Below are 18,834 nucleotides of genomic sequence, written 5' to 3'. Positions count from 1 at the left end.
TTTAAACACCTCCCTGGGCGCAGAATTTAAACATTAATACTTCCAGGGCCAGGCGGCGGTTAGCGTTATGCTCCAAGGCCGCCAGGGTATCCTGGATGGCCTGGAAAGCGGCCCAGAGGCGGGCAGGCGTCAGGGCCGGAGCCGAGGGGGTGCCACGTTGTAATAATAGTCTTGCCGTCCCCGTCATCTGCCAAACCAGCTGGTCACGGCAGGCCAGGGCCATGCCCGCCAATACCGCCGGCAGTTCCTCCTCTTTTTCCAGCTCCGGTAAAACCTCAGTCATTATAACCTGCAAGTCAGCCATCACCAGCCGTTCCCAATAACGGCCGCCGACCGGGGCGACGGCCATTTTCCCTTCTAGATGCAGCTCCTGGCAGCGGGAGCGAATAGTCGGCAGCAGCCGGTCGGGTTGGGCTGCCAGGAGAAGGAGATAGGCGCCTTCCGGCGGCTCCTCGAGGGTTTTAAGCAGACAGTTGGCCGCCGCCTCGGTCATAGTGTCGGCTCCGGCCAGAACAGCTACCCTGGCCCCACCCTGGTAGGACTGCAGGGCCAGCCGGTCCTGGAGCTCCCGGATCTGGGCGATCTTCAAGCTGGCGCCGCTGGGTTCAATCAGATAGAAATCCGGGTGATTGCCGCCGGCCATCTGCCGGCAGGAGAGGCAGCGGCCGCAGGGTTCGCCATCCTGGCGGTTGCTGCAGTTCAGGACCGTGGCCAGGTAAAGGGCCTGGGAGCGGCGTTCCTCCTCACTGCCGCCTGCCAGGAGATAGGCATGGGCGAGTTTCCCGACCTGTAAGGCCTGGCGCAGCTGTTGGTGTACCTGCAAAGGCTTCCCTCCCCGAAATGAGATGTGAGAAGTGGGAGGTGAGAGGTGGGATGTTTGTAGAAACTGGCTATGCCAGTTTCAGATTAGAGCTATCCTGCCTTTCATTTCTCCCGTTCGCGGTGGCAGCTTGCCACCATGATTTGTTCCTCCGAAAATAGGGTTATACCAAAAATGGTTGTTAATGGTCGCCTTTCGCCTGTACCCGCCAGCCCTTCCCTAACCTTGCCTGCTGGCTGGGGCGTCAACACCCACAAGATGCTACCCTGCCAGCAAGCCGTCCAGAATCCCCTGGATCTCGGCCCAGACGGCCTCCGGGGAGCGGGTACCGTCGATCAGGCGAACGCGTCTGGGTTCGCGGCGGGCTAGTTCCAGGTAGCCCTGGCGTACCCGGCGGTGGAACTCCAGGTTTTCCTGTTCCATCCTGTCGGCACCCCCTGGCCGCCGCCTAAGGCCTATTTCCACCGGGACATCCAGGAGGAGGGTTAAATCCGGCTTCAGGTTGGCGGTGGCCAGGTTATTGATCTGCTCCACCAGTTGGGCCCCCAGCCGGCGGCCGTAACCCTGGTAGGCCAGGGTGGAATCCGCGAAGCGGTCGCAGAGAACGATCTTCCCCGCCGTCAAGGCCGGGCGAATCCGTTCGGCGACGTGCTGGGCCCGGGCCGCGGCGTAGAGGAGGATCTCCGCCCGGGGATCTACCGGGCCGTAACCCGGTTTCAGGAGCAGCTGGCGGATGGCTTCCGCCAGCCGGGTGCCCCCGGGTTCCCGGGTACGTTCTACGGACCGACCCCGCTTGGCCAGGTAAGCCGCCAGGTTGTCCATCTGGGTAGTCTTGCCAGCACCATCCGGCCCCTCCAGGGTGATAAATAGGCCTTTACTCATTGCAAAATTTACCCTTTCCTCCTTATTCATCTACCACCACTACCCGGCCAGCGGGGCCGCGTACTGCCTGCAGCCGGTCGAGGACAGCCGGCGTCATGACCTCTCCCGGTGCGACCAGGGCTATCCCCGGCGGGCAGGGGGCAATGAGTTCGGCGGCGATCCTGCCGGCGGCTTCTTTTAAGGGCAGCTCCCGGTGGGGGGCCAGCCAGGCTTCCCGGGGCGTTAGGGCCACCTCCGGTATCTCTGCGGGAGGCGCAAATTTCCTCCCGGATATTACCCCTCCGGCCGGCCGCGGCAGGGAGAGTAACGCTGTCAGGAGGGCTCCTATCTTTTCCTCCCCATCACCCGGGGTAATAATGAACAGAACATAGCCGGCTCCTGCCAGTTCAACCTCCTGGCCGGCCCGGCGCAGGGCGGCGGCTGCCGCCTGCCCGCTGCCCAGGGCCAGGGCCGTAACCGGTAGCACCAGGCGGGTGACATCCAGGCCGCTGGCTGCCGGCCCGGTAACCGCCGTTGCGGTCAGGGGCGGCAACCCGGCCTGGGCAAGCCTTTCCCTAACCGTCAAGGCCCTGGCCACGGCCCGGCCCCAGTCCTGACGACCCCGCTCCTCCGCCAGGAGACGGGCCAGATCCAGGGAAGCCATGAGGATATAGGAGGGGCTGGTAGTCTGAAGGAGGTTCAGGGCCGCCGCCACCCCGGCTGCCGGATCCTCCTCCCGCAGGTGGAGCATGGCCGCCTGGGTCAGGGCTCCCATGGTCTTGTGGGTACTCTGGACGACAAAGTCAGCCCCCAGGTCTAGGGGTGACAGCGGTAAAGCCGGATCCAGGCCAAAGTGGGCCCCGTGAGCGGCGTCGACCAGGACCGGCAGGCCCCGGTCGTGGGCCAGGGCCACCAGTTCCCCCGTCCGGGGGACAATTCCTTCATAGGTCGGGTGGACCAGGAGCAGGAGCCTGGCGCCGGGGTGCCCCTGCAGGGCCGCGGCCAGGCTGGCCGGGGGCACCCCCAGGGGCAGGCCCGGGGCCTCCAGCCAGGGAGTCTCCAGGTAAACCGGCCGGGCTCCACTCAAAATCAAAGCGTTAAAGACCGCCCGGTGGGCGTAACGGGGCAGTAAAACCTCATCTCCGGGACGGCAGGTAGCCAGGATGACGGCCATGAGGCCCACGCTGGCCCCGTTCACCAGGAAAAAGGTACGGGCTGCGCCATAGAAACGGGCGGCCCGCTCCTGGGCGGCGGCAATGGCCCCGGAGGGATGGGCCAGATTGTCCAATCCGGGAACCTCGGTCTGGTCCAGGGCCAGGGCCGGCCCCAGGAGCTCCCGCCACTCCGGCCAGGTGTAGGCGCCGTCTTTATGCCCCGGTGTATGCCAGGAGCCCATCCTTTGCTGGCGATAATTTAAAAGCGCCTCCCAGAGAGGCGCCTGCCCTTGGGTTTTCACCCTTCTATTGTAGCATACTTGCCGGCGGTACGAAACACCATCCCGTTAGCGCCCGGCACGCTGGACGCCGGCATGATCCACGTAATAGTCGCCTTTAATAATTAGCTGACCCACCGGCACCACCTGGTAGCCGTCGGCCTTCAGCTTATCCAGAAGCGGCCCCAGGACGTCGGCCGTATAACGGCCATTATTATGGAAGAGGACGATGGAGCCCGGTTTGATGCCCTTGACGACCCGGTTATAGATATCCGTGGCCGTCATCTGCTCCTGCCAGTCCAGGGAATCTACGTCCCACTGGATAGCCTGGTAGCCCATCCTTTCTACCGTCCGGATGACGGCATCGTTATAGTCGCCGAAAGGCGGCCGGAAAAGCTCTGCTTTATAGCCCGTCACTTCTGTAACCATCCGGCTGTTCTCCTGCAGTTCCTTTTCCATCTCCGCCTCACTCAAGGCGGTAAAATGGGGATGGGAGGCCGAGTGCAGGCCGATCTCATGGCCGTCGGCAGCTATTTGTTTGGCCACATCGGGGTACTTCTTGAGCCAGATATTGGTGAGAAAGAAGGTCGTCTTCACACCATGCTGCTTTAAGGTGGCCAGCAGTTTCGGAGTATACTCCGCCCCCCAGGTGGCGTCAAAGGAAAAGGCCACCTTTTTTTCCGTTGTGCCGACGCTATAGATGGGCAGCAGCCTGTTGGTACGACCCACCAGGGTCGCCAGGGGCTGGCGATCGGCCAGCCAGGCTCCCAGCAGGAGCCCCAGGAAAAACACAAGCACCGGGATCAGGACCCTGCCTATCCGGTGCCAGCGCCATAACAGGATCATCCCTTACACCCCCCAGGATAATCCTATTCCGTTACCGGCGGCTATATGAGAGCAAAGTCTTACCACCGTCCACCAATAATGGTAAAAGAAAACCCTCGCCGGAGGGGGAACGAGGGCGGGAATGGCCGACCTATCAATCGGCCTTGGCTTTATTCCGCACGAACCGGTTCTGGTAAGCCTGGTCAAGGAGCTGCATAACGTGGATGGCCCGGCCAGGAAGGTGGTGGACATCCAGGCCGTGGGCGAGTTGCATGAGGCAGGCCGGGCAGGAGGTGGCCAGGTACTCGGCCCCGGTCTTTTCAAAGTTGGCCATCTTGCGGGCCAGGATTTTACGGGAAAGTTCATAATGGGTGACGTTGTAAGAACCGGCCCCGCCGCAGCACCAGTCGGCCTCATTCATTTCTACGAATTTAACCCCCGGGATGCTCTTCAGGATCTCCCGCGGCTGTTCCTTAACCTTCAAGCCCCGCGAGGCATGGCAGGGATCATGGTAGGTAACGGTGGCGTTAACCGGTCCCATTTCTTTCTTATAACCCACCTCCACCAGGTACTGGGAGGCGTCCTTTATTTTAGCTGCCAGGGCTGCCGCCAGGGGGCCGTAGTGGGGGTCGTCCTGAAGGAGTTCGGCGTAGCTGTGGAGGCCGTGAGCGCAGGTGGCGCAGTCGGTGACCACCGCTTCTACTTCGTAGCGGCTAAAGGCATCCAGGTTTTCTTTGGCCAGCTTAAGCTGCATCTCCGTATCACCATAGGCCTCGTGGGGAATGCCGCAACAGTTAGAAGTTGGTACTACCACCTCGATATCATTCTCCTGGTAGACCCGCAAGGTAGCCTCGCCAACGGCGCTGAAAAAATTATTAATCATGCAGCCGGCAAAATAGGCGACCTTATGTCGTGGTTTCAAGGGTTTCTGCAAAAGCTGGGGCAAACGATCCCGCAGGGTCTTTTCCGGGATGGCCGGCAGTAACCCCTCGGCCTTACCCAAGGAACCCATCAGGTTGAGGAAACCGGTGTGGCGGGCCAGCCAGCGGGCACCGCTCCGCTGATAGAAACGCAGGGCTTTAGCTCCCAGGGTGAGGCGGCGCTGGTTGGCCAGCACCCCCCGCAGGGCCATGCGAATGGGGAAGGGCTGGCCGTTGGCCCGGGTAATCTCCGCCCGGGCGGCCTTTACCAGGGTATCTGTAATGACCGAGGAGGGGCAGGCCGCCACGCAGGCGCCGCAGAGGAGACAGGAGTAGATATGCTGGTTAATCTCAGGCTCTTTGGTGAGATCGAGTTTACCTTCCATCGATTGGCGCATCAAGCGGTTGCGTCCCCGGGCCAGGGAAAATTCTTCCCCTGTAGCCTTATAGGTGGGGCATACCTCTTCACAGAAACCGCATCTATTGCAACGAACGATATCCTCTTCCCGCTCGCGCAAGGTTTTTACCATGGCCTATTTCCTCCTCACCCTAAGAAACTGCCCTGGTATCCGTACTAACATAGGCCAGGACTTTACTGTTAGGGGTCATGATGCCCCTGGGATCAAAGGCCGCCTTGACCCGCTGCAAAAGCTCAAAGATGACCCGCCCCCTGGCTGCCACCCGGCGCCGAGTATAGCTCAAATCCCCGGTATTATCCAGCACCAGGTAACCGCCCAGGCTTTCCGCCAGGGAGGCCAGGCGGTCCACCAGTTCCCGGACACCGTCCAGATCCTTCGGTGCCTGATCGAGGAGGATATGCACGTGGCTGTTGCCGAAGTGAGCTACCAGGGCCGCCCCTTTGCGGTTCTGGTCCAATTCCGCCCTGGCTTTCGTTAAAAACTCAGCCAGAGCCGTAAAAGGCACTGCTGCACTGGCCAGGATAGCCCCCTTCTCGCCGGCGAACTGGGGCCAGAGCTGCCGCCGGGCCTGCCAGGCGACTGCTGCTTCATCCCCTTCCAGGATCCGGGCGTCTTTATACTTTTCCTTCAGGTAAGCCAGTTGGGCCTCCACCTGTTCCGTAAAACCGTTAAAGAGCGCCAGGACGCCCGGGCCTTGCCCGCCGGAATGGTAACCGGCCCGGTCCAGGACCTGCATGGCCACACCGTCCAGGAACTCCAGGGCGATGGCCAGGGTCTCGTTCCTGATGGTCCGGGCGGCGGCAATAGCCGTCTCCAGATCCTTGCAGGCCAGGAAAAAGGTCGCTTCCTTTTCCGGGATGGGCCGCAGCTTCAGGATGATCTTGGTGATAATCCCCAGGCTGCCCCAGGAACCGGCCAAAAAGCGCGTATTATCATAATCCTGGACGTTCTTTACCGTCTTGCCACCGGTGCGGATAATCTCGCCGGTGGGTAGCACGACCTCCAGGCCCAAAATATGGAACTTGGTGTCGCCGTAACCCAGCTTACTGGGACCGGAGGCGCTGGTAGCTACACAGCCGCCTACAGTACAGTTATCCGGTTCTACCGGTTCTACCGGCCAGTACAGGTTGTGGACCCGCAGGGCCTGCCGTAAATCTTTCAGGCTGAGGCCAGCTTCGACATCGGCCGTCATATTCTCATAATCATACTCCAGGATCTTGTTCATCAGGGTAAGGTTGATGGCCAGACCGCCATTAAAGGGCAGCAAGCCCCAGGGGGCCATGGTACCGGCACCCCAAGGAATAACCGGGAGCCCCTCCGCCGCAGCCAGCTTTACTACGGCAGCTACCTGCTGGCTGTCTTCGGGGAAAAGGACGGCATCAGGCAGGGCCTCGCCAAAACCATGTTGTCGCCGTACAGTCTCCTCCACCCGGCAGTTCTCGTGACCGACGATCTTTTCCAGGGCTGCAATAATCTCCTGCCGCATCTTCTCTAACCTCCTCAGGCCGCCGTTTCCGGAACGGTTTTACCGGCGTTTAAGGTGTCACTGGGATCGAAGGCCAGGCGTTCCCGGCGCAGGAACTGGAGCTCCTCCTGGCTAAAGGCCCAGGGGACAAAATCAAGCTTGGCCAGGCCGATGCCGTGTTCACCTGACAGGGTGCCCCCCATGTCCAGGGCGCTACGGAAAAGGGCTGCCCGGACCTTTTCCACCCTGGCCATCTCCTCTTTATTCCGCTCGTCAAATAATACCAGGGGGTGCAGGTTGCCGTCCCCAGCGTGGGCCAGCATACCAATGGGGACATGGTATTCCTCACTCAAGCGGCCGACTTCTTTGAGAATTAGCGGCAGCTTTGTCCGGGGTACGGTGGCGTCCTCCATATCGTAATTGGGGGCCAGGCGACCGATGGCCCCAATGGCCATCCGCCGCGCCGTCCAGAGGTTATCCCGTTCCCGGGCATTCTGGGCCAGCTTGATATCTGTTGCCCCGTTCTCGCGGCAGATGGCCATGATCTCCTCGGCCTGGCGATCCAGGCCAGCATCCCAGCCGTCGACTTCAATAAGGAGGATCGCCCCTGCCTTCGTGGGCAGGCCGATATGCAGCCAGTCTTCGACGGCATTAATGATCTTGTTATCCATGAGTTCCAGCGTACAGGGGATAATGCCGTGGGAGATGATGGCGGATACGGAGGTCCCGGCATCCTCCAGGGTATTGTAAGAGGCCAGCATGGTGCGGTTGGCCTTGGGCGCCGGGGTTAGTTTGCAGATAATCTTGGTGGCCACACCCAAGTTACCCTCTGAGCCGATAATAATGGCGTTGAGGTTGAGTTCCTGGGCGATAGGTTCCAATTTGCCCCCAATTTGGACAATTTCCCCGTCAGATAAGACCAGCTCCATACCGATAATGTGATCCTTGGTCAGGCCGTACTTGATGCCCCGCATGCCGCCGGAGTTTTCTCCCAGGTTGCCGCCCATGGTGGATACCTTTTGACTGGCCGGGTCCGGCATATAAACCAAACCATAAGGTGCCACAGCCTTCTGGAGTTCCATATTGGTGACACCTGGCTCGACCACTGCCACCCGGTTTTCGGGGTCAATCTCCAGAATACGGTTCATCTTGGTCATCACCAGGACAATGCCCCCGCGCTGGGGTACGGCACCACCGCTCAAACAGGTACCCCCACCCCGGGGGGTTACCGGGATCTTTTTAGTGCTAGCCAGTTTCAAAATAGCCGCTATCTCCTGGGGATTCTTAACATAGGTAATGACATCAGGCTGGCCGTAAACAAGGGAGGCGTCATACATGTAGGTATTTAGGGAAATTTTCGAGGTGAGGACATTTTCCTTGCCGACAATACTTACCAGTTCACCCAGGGTTGCTTGATCGATCATTCAGCCGTCTCCCCTTCCCCATTTAAAAAACATATCTTTCCAGGAAACCGCTTCGCCGGCGGTGAATGCGGTGAATAAGGTAGAAAGATTTGTTGCCGTCTGTTATCCAGACGGTGAGCAAAGGTTATAAAACCATATGTCGAAAAACGCCTGTCTTATGGCCTTACCAGTGCTTCTCTACCTCCCCTCTCCCCTTTGTTTCGTTACCCCCGCCATTGGCTATCCAAAATCATGAGAAACCAGTCACAATATATCCATGCTTAATAAAAAGTTTTAATATTGTCCTTTATGTATCTTCACTATACCACCGCCCGGTACTCCTGTCAATGCCTTTTCGGCAAATTGGTCTAATTGTCAGACCTGCCCGGTTATTATAGATCCCGGCCAGGCAGGCCGGGATCTGGGTGAACCTCAGGTTGTGCCACCCTGGACGATGTGTAACGCCGGGTTTTCTTCCTGGTCAGGCTGTTTCCCGGCAACGCGGCGCTCAATCCAGATGGCGGCATCGGGACAGACCAGCTGGCATTTCTTACAGGCAATGCAGGGCTTACCGTGGCCGGGCTCGACCACCGGCGTACCGAAGGCCCCCAGCTGTTTAGCCCAGCCGATGGTATCCACCGGGCATTTCTCGATACACAGCCCGCAGCCTTTACACAGGGCCGGGAAAAGATGAAAGATCCCCTTGCCGTTCTCGGTTACGATCGCCTTAAAGGCTACACTCATCACCCTCGCTCCTTCGAAAATAGGGTTCTGCCAAAAATGGTTGCTAATGTCATCCTGCTGCTAGGGTGAGGCAGGTTCCCTGCGGGCGCAACTTATCGCCCCTTTAGCCGGAACTTTTCTAGTTTCGCGGAAGCAGCGGGCGTCAGCTACCCTGTGTCAACTCCGGCTTACTCCCCAGCTGGAAACCGCGCTCCAGGGCACGGTAGTTGAGGTCCCGCAGGCGGGGATCCCGGGCAAATTTATGACCGAACTGACGTTCCAGGGCCTGCTCTACCGCTGGCCGCTCCAAAAAACCTGTTAGTCCCACCAGTACCCCCAGGATAATGACATTAAAAACCCGAGGATGCATCTCCTGCTGGGCTATCTCCAGGGCTGGGATGGCCAGGCGTTTTTGTTTAGCCCCATATAATCGCCGGACATCCTCCTCCAGGCTGGCGTCGTATACAAGGGTCGTCGCCGGGCCGGTATATTGCTGAACGCGCTCGACGGCCCGGCGGCTCAGGGCCACGACAATATCTCCGGTAGTAAACTTGGGAGCACTCACCGGCTCATTGCTCACCTGAACGAAGGCTACCGACACGCCGCCCCTTTGCTCGACGCCAAAATTAGGGATATACAAAGCCTGGTAGCCTTTATGGTAGGCTGCTTCCGTCAGAATCTCGGCTATGGATTGGACCCCCTGGCCCCCTTCCCCGGCCAGGGCAATCTTAATGTTAAGGCTCACCTGGTGATTCCTCCTGGGGCCGTTTACCCTTTGCCTCGTCAGGGATCCGCAATTCCCCGATGGGGAAATAAGCGGTCATTTCCTTTTCGACGAAGCGCCAGGTTTCGGCGGCATTGGTACGCCAGTTAGTCGGGCAGGCGGAGAGGGCTTCGATAAAGGCGATCCCCCGGCCCTCCATCTGGTTCTGCAGGCCTTTCCGAATGAAGTTCTTAAGCTGGATGACATTGGCGATGCTACCCCGGGCTACATAAGCCCCCGGCGGGGCAATGGCCGCCACCAGTTCCGGTCCCAGCATAGGCCGCCCCGTTAGCTTGACGTCGCGGCCATAGGGAGTAGTCTCAGTTTTCTGCCCGGGTAGGGTGGTGGGTGCCATCTGGCCGCCGGTCATGCCGTACTGGGTATTATTGACGACGATAATAGTCACCAGTTCGTTACGCACAGAGCTGCTGACGAGGTGCTGGGCGCCGATGGCATAGGCGCCGCCGTCACCCATGTAGGAAACGACCACCAGTTCCGGGCGCACCCGTTTCATCCCCACCAGGACCGGGGTTGTCCGGCCATGATGGGTCTGGATGGTATCCAGGTTGAAGAAGTCCCAGGAAAGGAGGGAGCAGCCGATATCGCAGCCGAAGATGGTCCGTTCCTGAATTCCCAGGGCGTCAATGGCTTCGCCCAGGGCCTTAAGGATGATGCCGTGGCCGCAGCCGGGGCAAAACTTATGGGGTTTAGTCTCCGCCCGCCAGACCCGGGGCATCTGGGGCTGGGCAACCAGGGCCATAAAACCAACTCCTTCGTAAATATGGTCCTGTTAAAAAAGGTTGTGACTTACATTATCGCTGCGGGGCTGGCGGCTACAGGCTTCAGGCTCCGTGGTTCTCGGCGAGCAAACTTAGCGCTCAGCCTTCCTCGGCGGCGGGGGTGGCTTGGTTTTATCCCTTTGATCAATCATAACGAGGTGTGATACTTCTCTTTTCTGAAGCCACGTTACGATCCCCATCCCGTTCACCGCCGCCGCGCTACGGTTTCACTGAGTTTGCCGGCGCCTCGAACCAAGTCGCCTTCCGCCTGTACCCTCCAGCCCCTGCCTCCACCTGCATTTTTATCCTTCGTGTTGAGCGATGCGGAGGATTTCCTCCGGGGTGATGCCCATGCCCGGACGCAGGTAGCTGCTGATGGGTGTCGCCAGGCCGTAAAGGCTGGCCCTAACCTGGCGTTCCAGCTGGCCGTGGGCTGATTCGACCACCAGGATCCGCTGCACCCCGGCAGCCAGGGGCTGCAGGGCATCCTCCGGGAAGGGCCGCAGGGTGATGGGCCGGAAATAGCCGGCCTTGACACCAGCCTTGCGCAGGGCGGCTACAGCCGCCCGGGCAGCCCGGGAAACAACCCCATGGGCAATAATCAGCAGTTCGGCGTCGTCAATGGCGTAGGTATCCCACTCCGTCACCTCTGGAGCCATCGCCTGGTAGTCTTTGATTGACGCCGCCAGGCGATCGTAGAGTTCATCCTCCAGGTTAAAGGTGTTGCGCAAGTGGGCCGGTTCACGGTCTACCCCGGGCAGGCCCGGCAGGCCCAGCATGGGCTGGCACCCCGCCATGGTAATACCTCTGGCCTCAGGGTCGTAGATGGTAACCGGTTCCCGCATCTTGGATTGATAACCATCCCCCAGGACAAAGGTGGGGAAGCGGTATTTCCAGGCGGTATGGAAGGCCTTGATGGTATAGTGAAAAAGGTCTTCATGGGAGGAGGTGGAATAAACAATCCTTAACCCCTCACCATTGCCGCCGAAGCAGGTCAGGTTGAGTTCCTGCTGGGAATAAATTACAGTAGCCGTAGACGGGCCTCCCCGCTGGGTAACGATTACTACGGTTGGCAGGCGCATCATCTCGGCCATGGACATAGCCTCCTGCATGAGGACGTTACCGGGCCCGGCAGTGGCCGTAAAGGCCCTCTTACCGGCCAGAACCCCGCCAGCAGTAGTAAAGCCGGCAGAGATTTCATCTTCGGTTTGTAAAAAACCCCGGCCGTATTTAGGGGCGAGACGGGTCCAGTAGTGCATAATCTCGTTCTGGGGAGTAATGGGGTAGCCGTACATAATGTTGGCCCCGGCCGCCAGGGCGGCCCAGGCGACAACTTCGTTGCCGGTCATAAAGGCCCGCTGCTCACCGGTGATGGGTTTGGTACCTTCTTGAGTAAACATCAGTTCACTTCCTCCGAAAATAGGGTTCTACCAAAAGGCCTGGGGCATATAGCGGTGAATTTTCCGGACGGGGTTACCCTCCCGGTCGTGATCTCCGATTAAGGGTGCCAGTTCAGCCATTACTACCGTGGCCACCACCGGGATAGCCAGCTCCCGGGCTGCGGCCGTCACCAGCGCAGCCCCGGACTGGATAACGCCAGCAGTCGTCCCAGCACCCAAATGGGTGTTATTGATTAACCCATCCACCCGGCCCAGGGAGCGAACGTGGTCAATAATAGCCGGCACCGTAGAAGTTAACGGCCGGGTGGTGTTGATAACTGCTAGTACTTGGAGATCGGGGTCTCTTTTTATACCCTCCAGCAAAAGTAGGGTCCCTGCTCCCGCCACACCGTAACCGACATCGATGATTACACTGCCTTCCCGCTGCAGGGCCCAGCGTACCGCCGGATGGAGAATAGTCCCGGCCTCACCCCAACCCGTTACTTGGCCGGTCTCCCAGCCCAGGACCTGGATGCCTTGCCCTTGCAGCCTTTGCTTTAAAGGCCGCAGGGTATAGCAGGGCTCAACGGTATCCAGGTCCGCCAGGGTGACTACCAGCCCCTGGCGCCTGAGAAAGATAGCCCGGTTAACGGCGTTCTCTGATTTGCCACTGCCGTACTCGCCAACATAAGCCTCGATAAACCGCGCCAGCTCTCACCCCGTCCCATCTGTTTTCCTTAAAGAGGCAGTCCTCCCATTCGCTGTAAATGAGACCTATGGCCATTTTCATCCTTGCTAATGCCGCCCGGTGGTATGGGCGGCATTAGTTAAAATGGCTACAGCCCAACCCTGGTCGGCCTTCATGGCGAAACAGGTATTTATAAAATTTCTGGTAGACCTGCCATGTCCCTAGTATGTTCCACCCTAGGTAGAACTATGAGGAAAATAAAAAAGCCCGGGTCCAGCGGGCTTTCGTGTCAGAGATAAATGCCCTTGCGCCAGGTAGCAGCCGCGGCAGGGTAAAATAACAATTCGGACTGGTGCTAACACCGGCGCAAAACCAGCAGGTGGTAAGCTTACGACCCCAGGACCAGGCGTAAAAAGATTAGCAGGACCAGGCCGGGTAGGCCCAGGAAACCGACGATTAAAACCGTCAGCCAGTTCAAGGGGATAAAAAAGTGAAAATAGGCACCGAAGAAGTTAAAGGCCCAAAGGATGAGCAGGCCGAAGAAAGAGTTGATGAGGATCTTAAAGACCAGCCTCAGGGGTTTGAGAAAGATGCTCCCCAGGAGATAGACCAGGAAGAGGAGAAAGAGAGCCGCAAAGAGAAGCTGGATGGTCTCGCCAACCACAGCCACCACCCCTTACGTATTTGTCAACGGATTTCCCAAAGCTTTTCCCTGGTTGCGCACTACCTTCCACAGGTACATGTATCTTCTTTCCGCCGCTTCCAGCCGGAAGATGGCCTGGTCCACCAGTTCCGGCTCCGTAACTTCAGCAAAAAAACGCTGGGCCGCCAGCCATTCCTCCCTGGCCTCCCTGATAGCCTCTGCCACCCCGGCCAGTTCTTCCCTGAGTCCCAATTCCATTATACGGCCACCTCCCAACTGCCTTTGGTGATAGGATATGCAGCTGGGAATAATTTCTTGCCAACTTTTTGTAGGCTTGGCCGTAAAACATCTATTCTATTTCCCGTCTATTTCCCGGCGACCGGCAAAGGCCCGGGCCAGGGTAACTTCATCGGCGTATTCCAGGTCGCCGCCGACGGGCAGGCCGTAGGCCAGGCGGGTAACCTTAACTCCCATTGTTTTTAAGAGCTTGTCCAGGTAAAGGGCTGTTGACTCCCCCTCCACATCGGCATTGGTAGCCAGGATGACCTCCCGGACGCGGCCATCCCGAAGCCTGGCCAGGAGCTCTTTGATCCGCAGCTGTTCCGGACCAATCCCATCCATGGGGGAGATGGCACCCTGGAGGACATGGTAGACCCCCCGGTACTGGCGGGTCTTCTCCAGGGCCACGATGTCCCGGGCCTCCTCGACAACGCAGATGCAGGTATGATCCCGCCCCGGATCGCTACAAAGGCGGCAGGGGTCTTGATCAGTATAATTGCCGCAGATGGAGCAATAGATGGTCTTCTGGCGCGCCTCCAGGATGGCTGCCGCCAGGCTCCGGGCTTCATTGGCCGGGACCTTAAGGAGATGGAAGGCCAGGCGCTGGGCCGTCTTGGGACCGATGCCGGGCAGGTGGCCGAGGGCGGCAATCAGCTTGCTGAGGGGTTCCGGATATTGCATCTTAGAACCCCGGCAGGCGCATATTGCCGGTAATTTTTGCCATCTCGCCGGCAACCATCTCTTTGGACTGGTGCAGGGCTTCATTGACTGCGGCCAGGATCAGGTCCTGGAGCATCTCCACATCCTCGGGGTCGACAGCCGCCGGGTCGATTTTAATACTCAGGATCTCCTGCCGGCCATTGGCGACTACCTTGACGACCCCGCCCCCGGCGCTGGCCTCAACCGTCTTTTCCCCCAGTTCCTCCTGCAGTTTGGCCACCTGGGCCTGCATCTTCTGCATCTGCTTCATCATTTTGTTCATATTGCCCATACTCATTGTTTATGCCTCCTTTAGTCTCGTTAATCCTTAATCTCCACTTTGTCTTTCCCAAAAAAGTTAACCATCCTGGTGACGGTATCGTCATTATCCACCGGTGGGGAGGGTTTCCCGGAGGTAATAATCAGCTTTAAGGGCTGACCGAATACCGCTGCCAGGGCTGCTTCTACCTTTTCCTTGTTGGCCGGCTGCTCCAGCATTCCCCGGTGAAAGTCGATTTTGACGGCCAGGATCAGGGCCTGCCCCTCTATGGCTACCGGTTCTCCCTCTCGGAGGAAGGCCTGGAGCTGGATGCTCTCCCGGCGGGCGGCCGCCAGGACCTCCGGCCAGCGGGCCTGGATCGCCGCCAGATCCAGCTCCGGCAGGGTGGCCGGACTGCCGGTTGATGCGGCGGTGCCAGTCTCGGAGCCGCCTGCGCCGGCCTCTGGCACCGGACCGGAGGAAGAAGGCAGGCTACCCCCGGTAGGGGCGGGTTCCCTGCTGCCCTGTCGGGAGCCGTTCCCGGGTTCGGCCGTGGCGGCAGTTTCCGCCGGTCCGGCCCCCATCAAGCTGGCGCGGGCATTTCCGGGCCCGGCGTCTACCGGGCCGACATGAACGACCCCGGTAGCCCTGCCCACCGGAGTGGTTGGGGTGGTGTGGGGTGCGGTAACCATCCGCTGGCTCCGGTCAAGCCCCGGCCTGTCCCCTGGGCCGCGACGGGCGGTCCCCCTATCCCCGGCACCCGAGGGTCTGCTTGCCTCCAAGACCGCCAGGCGCTCTTCCAATTCTGTCACCCGGCGCCTCAGGTCCGCCAGGGATGGCCCCGGCGCTACCAGAAAACCGGCCAGGGTCATCTCCAGGATTACCCGCGGCTGGCTGCTGCGGCGTAAGTCTACCCCACCCTGCTGCAATCTCGCCATGAGGTCCAGCAGGCGGTGGTGGTCAAAACCCCGCGCCTGGGCCGCTACCTGCTCCACTTCCTCCGGCAGGAGCCCGGTTAAATTCCCGGCACTGGGATCAGCCTTTAAGAGAAGCAGGTTGCGGGTGTGGTCCAGCAGATCCTCCAGCAAGCGTTGGGGTTCCATCCCGGTCCCTACGGATGCGTCTACCAGGTGCAGGACGCGGCCGCCATCGCCGGCAACCAGGGCGGCAGTTAGCTCCAGCAGGGTATCCAACCGTGCTGTACCCAGGGTAACTGCCACCTGGTGGGCCGTTACCGGCCCTTGGCCGCCGCTGGCCAGGATCTGGTCCAGCAGGCTGAGAGCATCCCGTAAACCGCCGGCAGCCTTGCGGGATAACAGGCTAAGGGCCGCCGGTTCGATTTCCACCCCGTTGGCTGCGGCCACCTCCTGCAGGCGCCCGGCAATGGCCTGCACCGTCAGGGGATGGAAATCAAAGCGCTGGCAACGGGAAAGGATAGTCGGCAGGACCTTGCGCGGTTCAGTGGTGGCCAGGATAAAGACGGCATGGGCCGGGGGTTCCTCCAGGGTTTTCAGCAGGGCGTTGAAAGCCTCCGGCGTCAGCATATGGACTTCGTCGATGATGTAAACCTTATAACGGCCCTCTACGGGACCCAGGGGTATCTTGGCGATTAAATCGCGGATCTCATCAATCCCCCGGTTGGAGGCGGCGTCCATCTCCAGGACGTCCAAGGAATTGCCGACCAGGATGCGTTGGCAGTTGGCGCACTCGTTACAGGGTTCCCCCTCCCGGGGGTCCAGGCAATTGATGGCCCGGGCCAGGATTTTGGCTGTACTGGTCTTCCCCGTTCCCCTGGGACCGCAGAAAAGATAGGCATGGACCAGGCGCCCGGTCCGCAGGGCATTGAGGAGGGTCCGGGTGATATGTTCCTGTCCCACCACCTCAGCAAAGGTGCGCGGCCGCCACTGCCGGTACAGGGCCTGGTACTGAGCCAATTCCTTCACCTTCTTTAGCCATGAATGCTCCGCCTGTACCCGCCAGCCCCCTGCTCGACTAGCCCGAAGCGGGTACAGTAAGTACGGGTATGTAAAAAAGGGATTATTCCCTGAGCGAATAATCCCTTCTTGTCACTTTAGCTGACCGTGCACCCACTGTTGAACATGGCCTCCGGGCGTTACCGGTGCAGGTAACTCCAACCAGGTGCCCCTGCGGCACCCGAGGATGCTCACTTACCGCTGCTTCCTCCCGGACCTGACGGGGTTCATGAGTTCTCGTCGCGCAGGACCCGGTTCTCTTCGCCCCTTACACCGGCCGGACCCCACAGGTCAGGCCCGCCAGTGGGACTTCGACCCCGCTATAGCGGTTTGCGGGTTACAGGGCACCGCTACCTCCCCGTCTAGCACGGTCAAATCTGAAATAGTGGCGGAGAGAGTGGGATTCGAACCCACGAGACAGGATTGTGACCCGTCTACTCGCTCTCCAGGCGAGCGCTTTCGACCACTCAGCCATCTCTCCGCGCAAAACTGATGGTCAAACAAAAAGCAAATCTTTTAGCGAGTTTATTATACAGCTTACTGCGGTTAATTGCAAGGGGCCGGCCCCCCCTGATTCAGCCTTTGGCCCCCGGTATCCAGGGATGGAGCGCGGGTCTGAGGCCAGCCGGCGCAGCCCCACGCCGGGTTTACTCCTTGCCGCTGCCGGCTATTTTTGCTAACATGGAAAGGCAGCAATCCCCAAGGAAGAGAGTCCTCTCCATGCAGCAAGCCCCCAGGTTAAGCCCCATTTTAAAATGGGCCGGCGGCAAGGAAAGAGAACTGCGCTATATCCTGCCTAACTTGCCGGCTGGTTTTCGTTCTTATTACGACCCCTTCGTAGGCGGCGGCGCCGTTTTTCTGGCCGTCGACCGGCCCGTAATGTATATCAACGACAAAGCACCGGAGCTTATCACCCTGTACAGCCTGATTCGCACCGGTGACCGGGAATTTCTTCGTTGCCTGGAAGCTATCAGTAAAAGCTGGGCGTTACTCACCACCATTGTCAGGGATAACGGCGATTTTCTGGCCGACCTGTACCAGGAATATGTTGCCGGCCTTTGTCCGCCATCCAGCCTGGCCAGCCGGCTGGAGAATTTTATTACTTGCCACGAAGGCCCGCTTACCGGCATCCTCGTCCCGCCTTTCAACACCCACCAGGAAGGTTTTCTCCGCGAAATCGCCAGGAACTTCCTCAGCAAAACCTCCCGGATGAAAAAAATTGAAGGGGAAAGGGGCTCCCTGGCCGGCCCGGATATCCGTGATAATATGGAGTGTGCCTTTAAAAGCGCTTTTTACATGCACCTGCGTCATCTCTACAATCGCCGCCAGGAACTGGCCCTGCAGGCTGCTGCCGTTGCGGCCATCTTTTACTTTATCCGCGAGTACTGCTACGCCTCCATGTTCCGTTACAATTGCCGAGGCGAATTTAATGTTCCCTACGGCGGCATCTCCTATAATGAAAAGGACCTGGCCCGGAAGATTGCCTACCTGAAATCCCCGGCACTCCGGGAGCACCTGCAGCGGACGCATATTTTCTGCCTGGATTTCGAGGAATTCCTGGAGCTGACCGCCCCGGGGCCGGAGGATTTTATTTTCCTGGATCCGCCCTACGATAGCGATTTCAGCACCTATGCCCGGCTGAAGTTCGGCCCTAGCGACCAAGAGCGGCTGGCTACTTACCTCTGCCATAAGTGCCGGGCCAGGTTTATGCTGGTAATCAAGAATACCCCTTTTGTTGCCAACCTTTATCAAAATCGAGGTTTAAATATCCGCGCCTTCAATACCCGGTACCTCGTCAGCTTTCAGAACCGTAATGACAAGGCCACTGAGCACCTGATGATAACTAACTACTGATGGCTGGGGGTGACATAAGCCCGAATGAAGGTCTCCAAATAAACTCCAAATAAAAATGAAAAGGGGCGCGCTCTAAGGCTGCGTCCCTTTTAATGCTCATATTTGGCGGAGAGAGTGGGATTCGAACCCACGGAAGGCTCATCACCTTCACTCGATTTCGAGTCGAGCGCCTTCAACCAGCTCAGCCATCTCTCCGCATGCGGAAAAAACTTCTTAAGATCTCCCGGCATTCTGCTTCCCTAATGCCGGGAATAACCTCCACCTGGTGGTCCAGGCGGGGATTTTCGACGACGTTGAGTACAGAATCAACCGCACCGGCCCGCAGGTCCGGGGCGCCATATACCAGCCTGCTGATACGCGCCTGGACCAGGGCGCCGGCGCACATGGGGCAGGGTTCCAGGGTCACGTACAATGTGGCCCCCGTTAGCCGCCAGTCGCCTATTACCCCGGCCGCCGACCGCAGGGCCAGAATCTCGGCATGGGCCGTGGGATCGTTGTTGGTTTCCCGGCGGTTACCGGCCCTGGCGATAATCCTGTCCCCCAGGACCACTACCACCCCAATGGGGACCTCCCCCAGGGCAAAGGCCTGCCTAGCTTCGGCTAGGGCTTCCCCCATATAGAAATGGTGGTCCATAAAGGCCACCCCGCTG

General features: G+C 59.3%; 19 protein-coding genes, 2 tRNA genes and 1 other RNA gene. 1 reads left to right on the top strand and 21 read right to left on the bottom strand.

What is annotated here, in order from left to right; genetic code table 11:
- Position 1 precedes the first annotated feature (1 nt).
- From holB to SDD30_RS06145, 19 genes are all read right to left on the bottom strand, one after another.
- Positions 2-823 (bottom strand): DNA polymerase III subunit delta', encoded by an 822-nt coding sequence (gene holB / locus SDD30_RS06235; RefSeq protein ID WP_434074066.1) that lies wholly within the window; start codon positions 821-823, stop codon positions 2-4.
- A gap of 258 nt (positions 824-1,081) precedes the next feature.
- On the bottom strand, positions 1,082-1,702 hold the full coding sequence (tmk, locus tag SDD30_RS06230; RefSeq protein WP_434074065.1) for a dTMP kinase: 621 nt from the start codon (positions 1,700-1,702) through the stop codon (positions 1,082-1,084).
- A 22-nt stretch (positions 1,703-1,724) separates the two neighbouring features.
- Complete coding sequence (locus SDD30_RS06225; RefSeq protein WP_434074064.1) at positions 1,725-3,137, bottom strand: aminotransferase class I/II-fold pyridoxal phosphate-dependent enzyme; 1,413 nt, start codon at positions 3,135-3,137, stop codon at positions 1,725-1,727.
- A gap of 45 nt (positions 3,138-3,182) precedes the next feature.
- Positions 3,183-3,959: a polysaccharide deacetylase family protein gene (locus SDD30_RS06220; protein WP_434074063.1), complete on the bottom strand. Its 777-nt coding sequence runs from the start codon at positions 3,957-3,959 to the stop codon at positions 3,183-3,185.
- Positions 3,960-4,092: 133 nt separating this feature from the next.
- A complete protein-coding gene (locus tag SDD30_RS06215) occupies positions 4,093-5,388 on the bottom strand; it encodes a (Fe-S)-binding protein (RefSeq protein WP_434074062.1) in 1,296 nt (431 codons plus the stop codon).
- Between the two features lie 19 nt (positions 5,389-5,407).
- A complete protein-coding gene (locus tag SDD30_RS06210) occupies positions 5,408-6,763 on the bottom strand; it encodes an FAD-binding oxidoreductase (RefSeq protein WP_434074061.1) in 1,356 nt (451 codons plus the stop codon).
- Positions 6,764-6,777: 14 nt separating this feature from the next.
- Positions 6,778-8,166 (bottom strand): FAD-binding oxidoreductase, encoded by a 1,389-nt coding sequence (locus tag SDD30_RS06205; protein ID WP_434074060.1) that lies wholly within the window; start codon positions 8,164-8,166, stop codon positions 6,778-6,780.
- 411 nt (positions 8,167-8,577) lie between these two features.
- The gene (locus SDD30_RS06200; protein WP_434074059.1) at positions 8,578-8,889 is read right to left on the bottom strand and encodes a 4Fe-4S dicluster domain-containing protein; all 312 of its coding nucleotides are present in this window, start codon (positions 8,887-8,889) and stop codon (positions 8,578-8,580) included.
- Between the two features lie 142 nt (positions 8,890-9,031).
- Positions 9,032-9,613 carry a 2-oxoacid:ferredoxin oxidoreductase subunit gamma family protein gene (locus tag SDD30_RS06195; protein ID WP_434074058.1) on the bottom strand — a complete coding sequence of 194 codons (582 nt, stop codon included), beginning with the start codon at positions 9,611-9,613 and terminating at the stop codon, positions 9,032-9,034.
- On the bottom strand, positions 9,603-10,391 hold the full coding sequence (locus SDD30_RS06190; RefSeq protein ID WP_434074057.1) for a thiamine pyrophosphate-dependent enzyme: 789 nt from the start codon (positions 10,389-10,391) through the stop codon (positions 9,603-9,605). The genes SDD30_RS06195 and SDD30_RS06190 overlap by 11 nt, the downstream gene beginning before the upstream one ends.
- 321 nt (positions 10,392-10,712) lie before the next feature.
- Positions 10,713-11,810, bottom strand: coding sequence for a ferredoxin oxidoreductase (locus SDD30_RS06185; RefSeq protein ID WP_434074056.1), 1,098 nt, complete (start codon positions 11,808-11,810; stop codon positions 10,713-10,715).
- Between the two features lie 27 nt (positions 11,811-11,837).
- On the bottom strand, positions 11,838-12,173 hold the full coding sequence (locus SDD30_RS06180; RefSeq protein ID WP_434074055.1) for a hypothetical protein: 336 nt from the start codon (positions 12,171-12,173) through the stop codon (positions 11,838-11,840).
- A 692-nt stretch (positions 12,174-12,865) separates the two neighbouring features.
- Positions 12,866-13,141: a pro-sigmaK processing inhibitor BofA family protein gene (locus SDD30_RS06175; protein WP_434074054.1), complete on the bottom strand. Its 276-nt coding sequence runs from the start codon at positions 13,139-13,141 to the stop codon at positions 12,866-12,868.
- Between the two features lie 12 nt (positions 13,142-13,153).
- Positions 13,154-13,378, bottom strand: coding sequence for a DUF2508 family protein (locus tag SDD30_RS06170; protein ID WP_434074053.1), 225 nt, complete (start codon positions 13,376-13,378; stop codon positions 13,154-13,156).
- A gap of 96 nt (positions 13,379-13,474) precedes the next feature.
- Positions 13,475-14,080: a recombination mediator RecR gene (recR, locus tag SDD30_RS06165; protein WP_434074052.1), complete on the bottom strand. Its 606-nt coding sequence runs from the start codon at positions 14,078-14,080 to the stop codon at positions 13,475-13,477.
- A 1-nt stretch (position 14,081) separates the two neighbouring features.
- Entirely contained in the window at positions 14,082-14,396 is a 315-nt protein-coding gene (locus SDD30_RS06160; RefSeq protein ID WP_434074051.1) for a YbaB/EbfC family nucleoid-associated protein, read from the bottom strand.
- Positions 14,397-14,419: 23 nt separating this feature from the next.
- Positions 14,420-16,291, bottom strand: coding sequence for a DNA polymerase III subunit gamma/tau (gene dnaX, locus SDD30_RS06155; protein WP_434074050.1), 1,872 nt, complete (start codon positions 16,289-16,291; stop codon positions 14,420-14,422).
- Between the two features lie 145 nt (positions 16,292-16,436).
- Positions 16,437-16,701, bottom strand: an RNA gene (gene ffs / locus SDD30_RS06150) — signal recognition particle sRNA large type.
- Between the two features lie 15 nt (positions 16,702-16,716).
- Positions 16,717-16,811: transfer RNA gene (locus SDD30_RS06145), tRNA-Ser, on the bottom strand.
- Between the two features lie 239 nt (positions 16,812-17,050).
- On the opposite strand from SDD30_RS06145, the gene SDD30_RS06140 reads away from it, so the two are divergent.
- Positions 17,051-18,184, top strand: a complete 1,134-nt coding sequence (locus SDD30_RS06140) for a DNA adenine methylase (RefSeq protein ID WP_434074049.1) — start codon at positions 17,051-17,053, stop codon at positions 18,182-18,184.
- A 103-nt stretch (positions 18,185-18,287) separates the two neighbouring features.
- Here the strand turns inward: SDD30_RS06140 and SDD30_RS06135 are convergent.
- Positions 18,288-18,379 (bottom strand) — tRNA-Ser (locus SDD30_RS06135).
- Positions 18,366-18,818 (bottom strand): tRNA adenosine(34) deaminase TadA, encoded by a 453-nt coding sequence (gene tadA, locus SDD30_RS06130; RefSeq protein WP_434074048.1) that lies wholly within the window; start codon positions 18,816-18,818, stop codon positions 18,366-18,368. The genes SDD30_RS06135 and tadA overlap by 14 nt, the downstream gene beginning before the upstream one ends.
- Positions 18,819-18,834: the final 16 nt, after the last annotated feature.

It is taken from the genome of Moorella naiadis (nom. illeg.), from assembly GCF_051020825.1.
GTDB lineage: Bacteria > Bacillota > DSM-521 > Neomoorellales > Neomoorellaceae > Neomoorella > Neomoorella naiadis.
The sequence above is the reverse complement of the archived record's forward strand: the minus strand, read 5'-3'. Positions and strand labels throughout refer to the sequence as shown.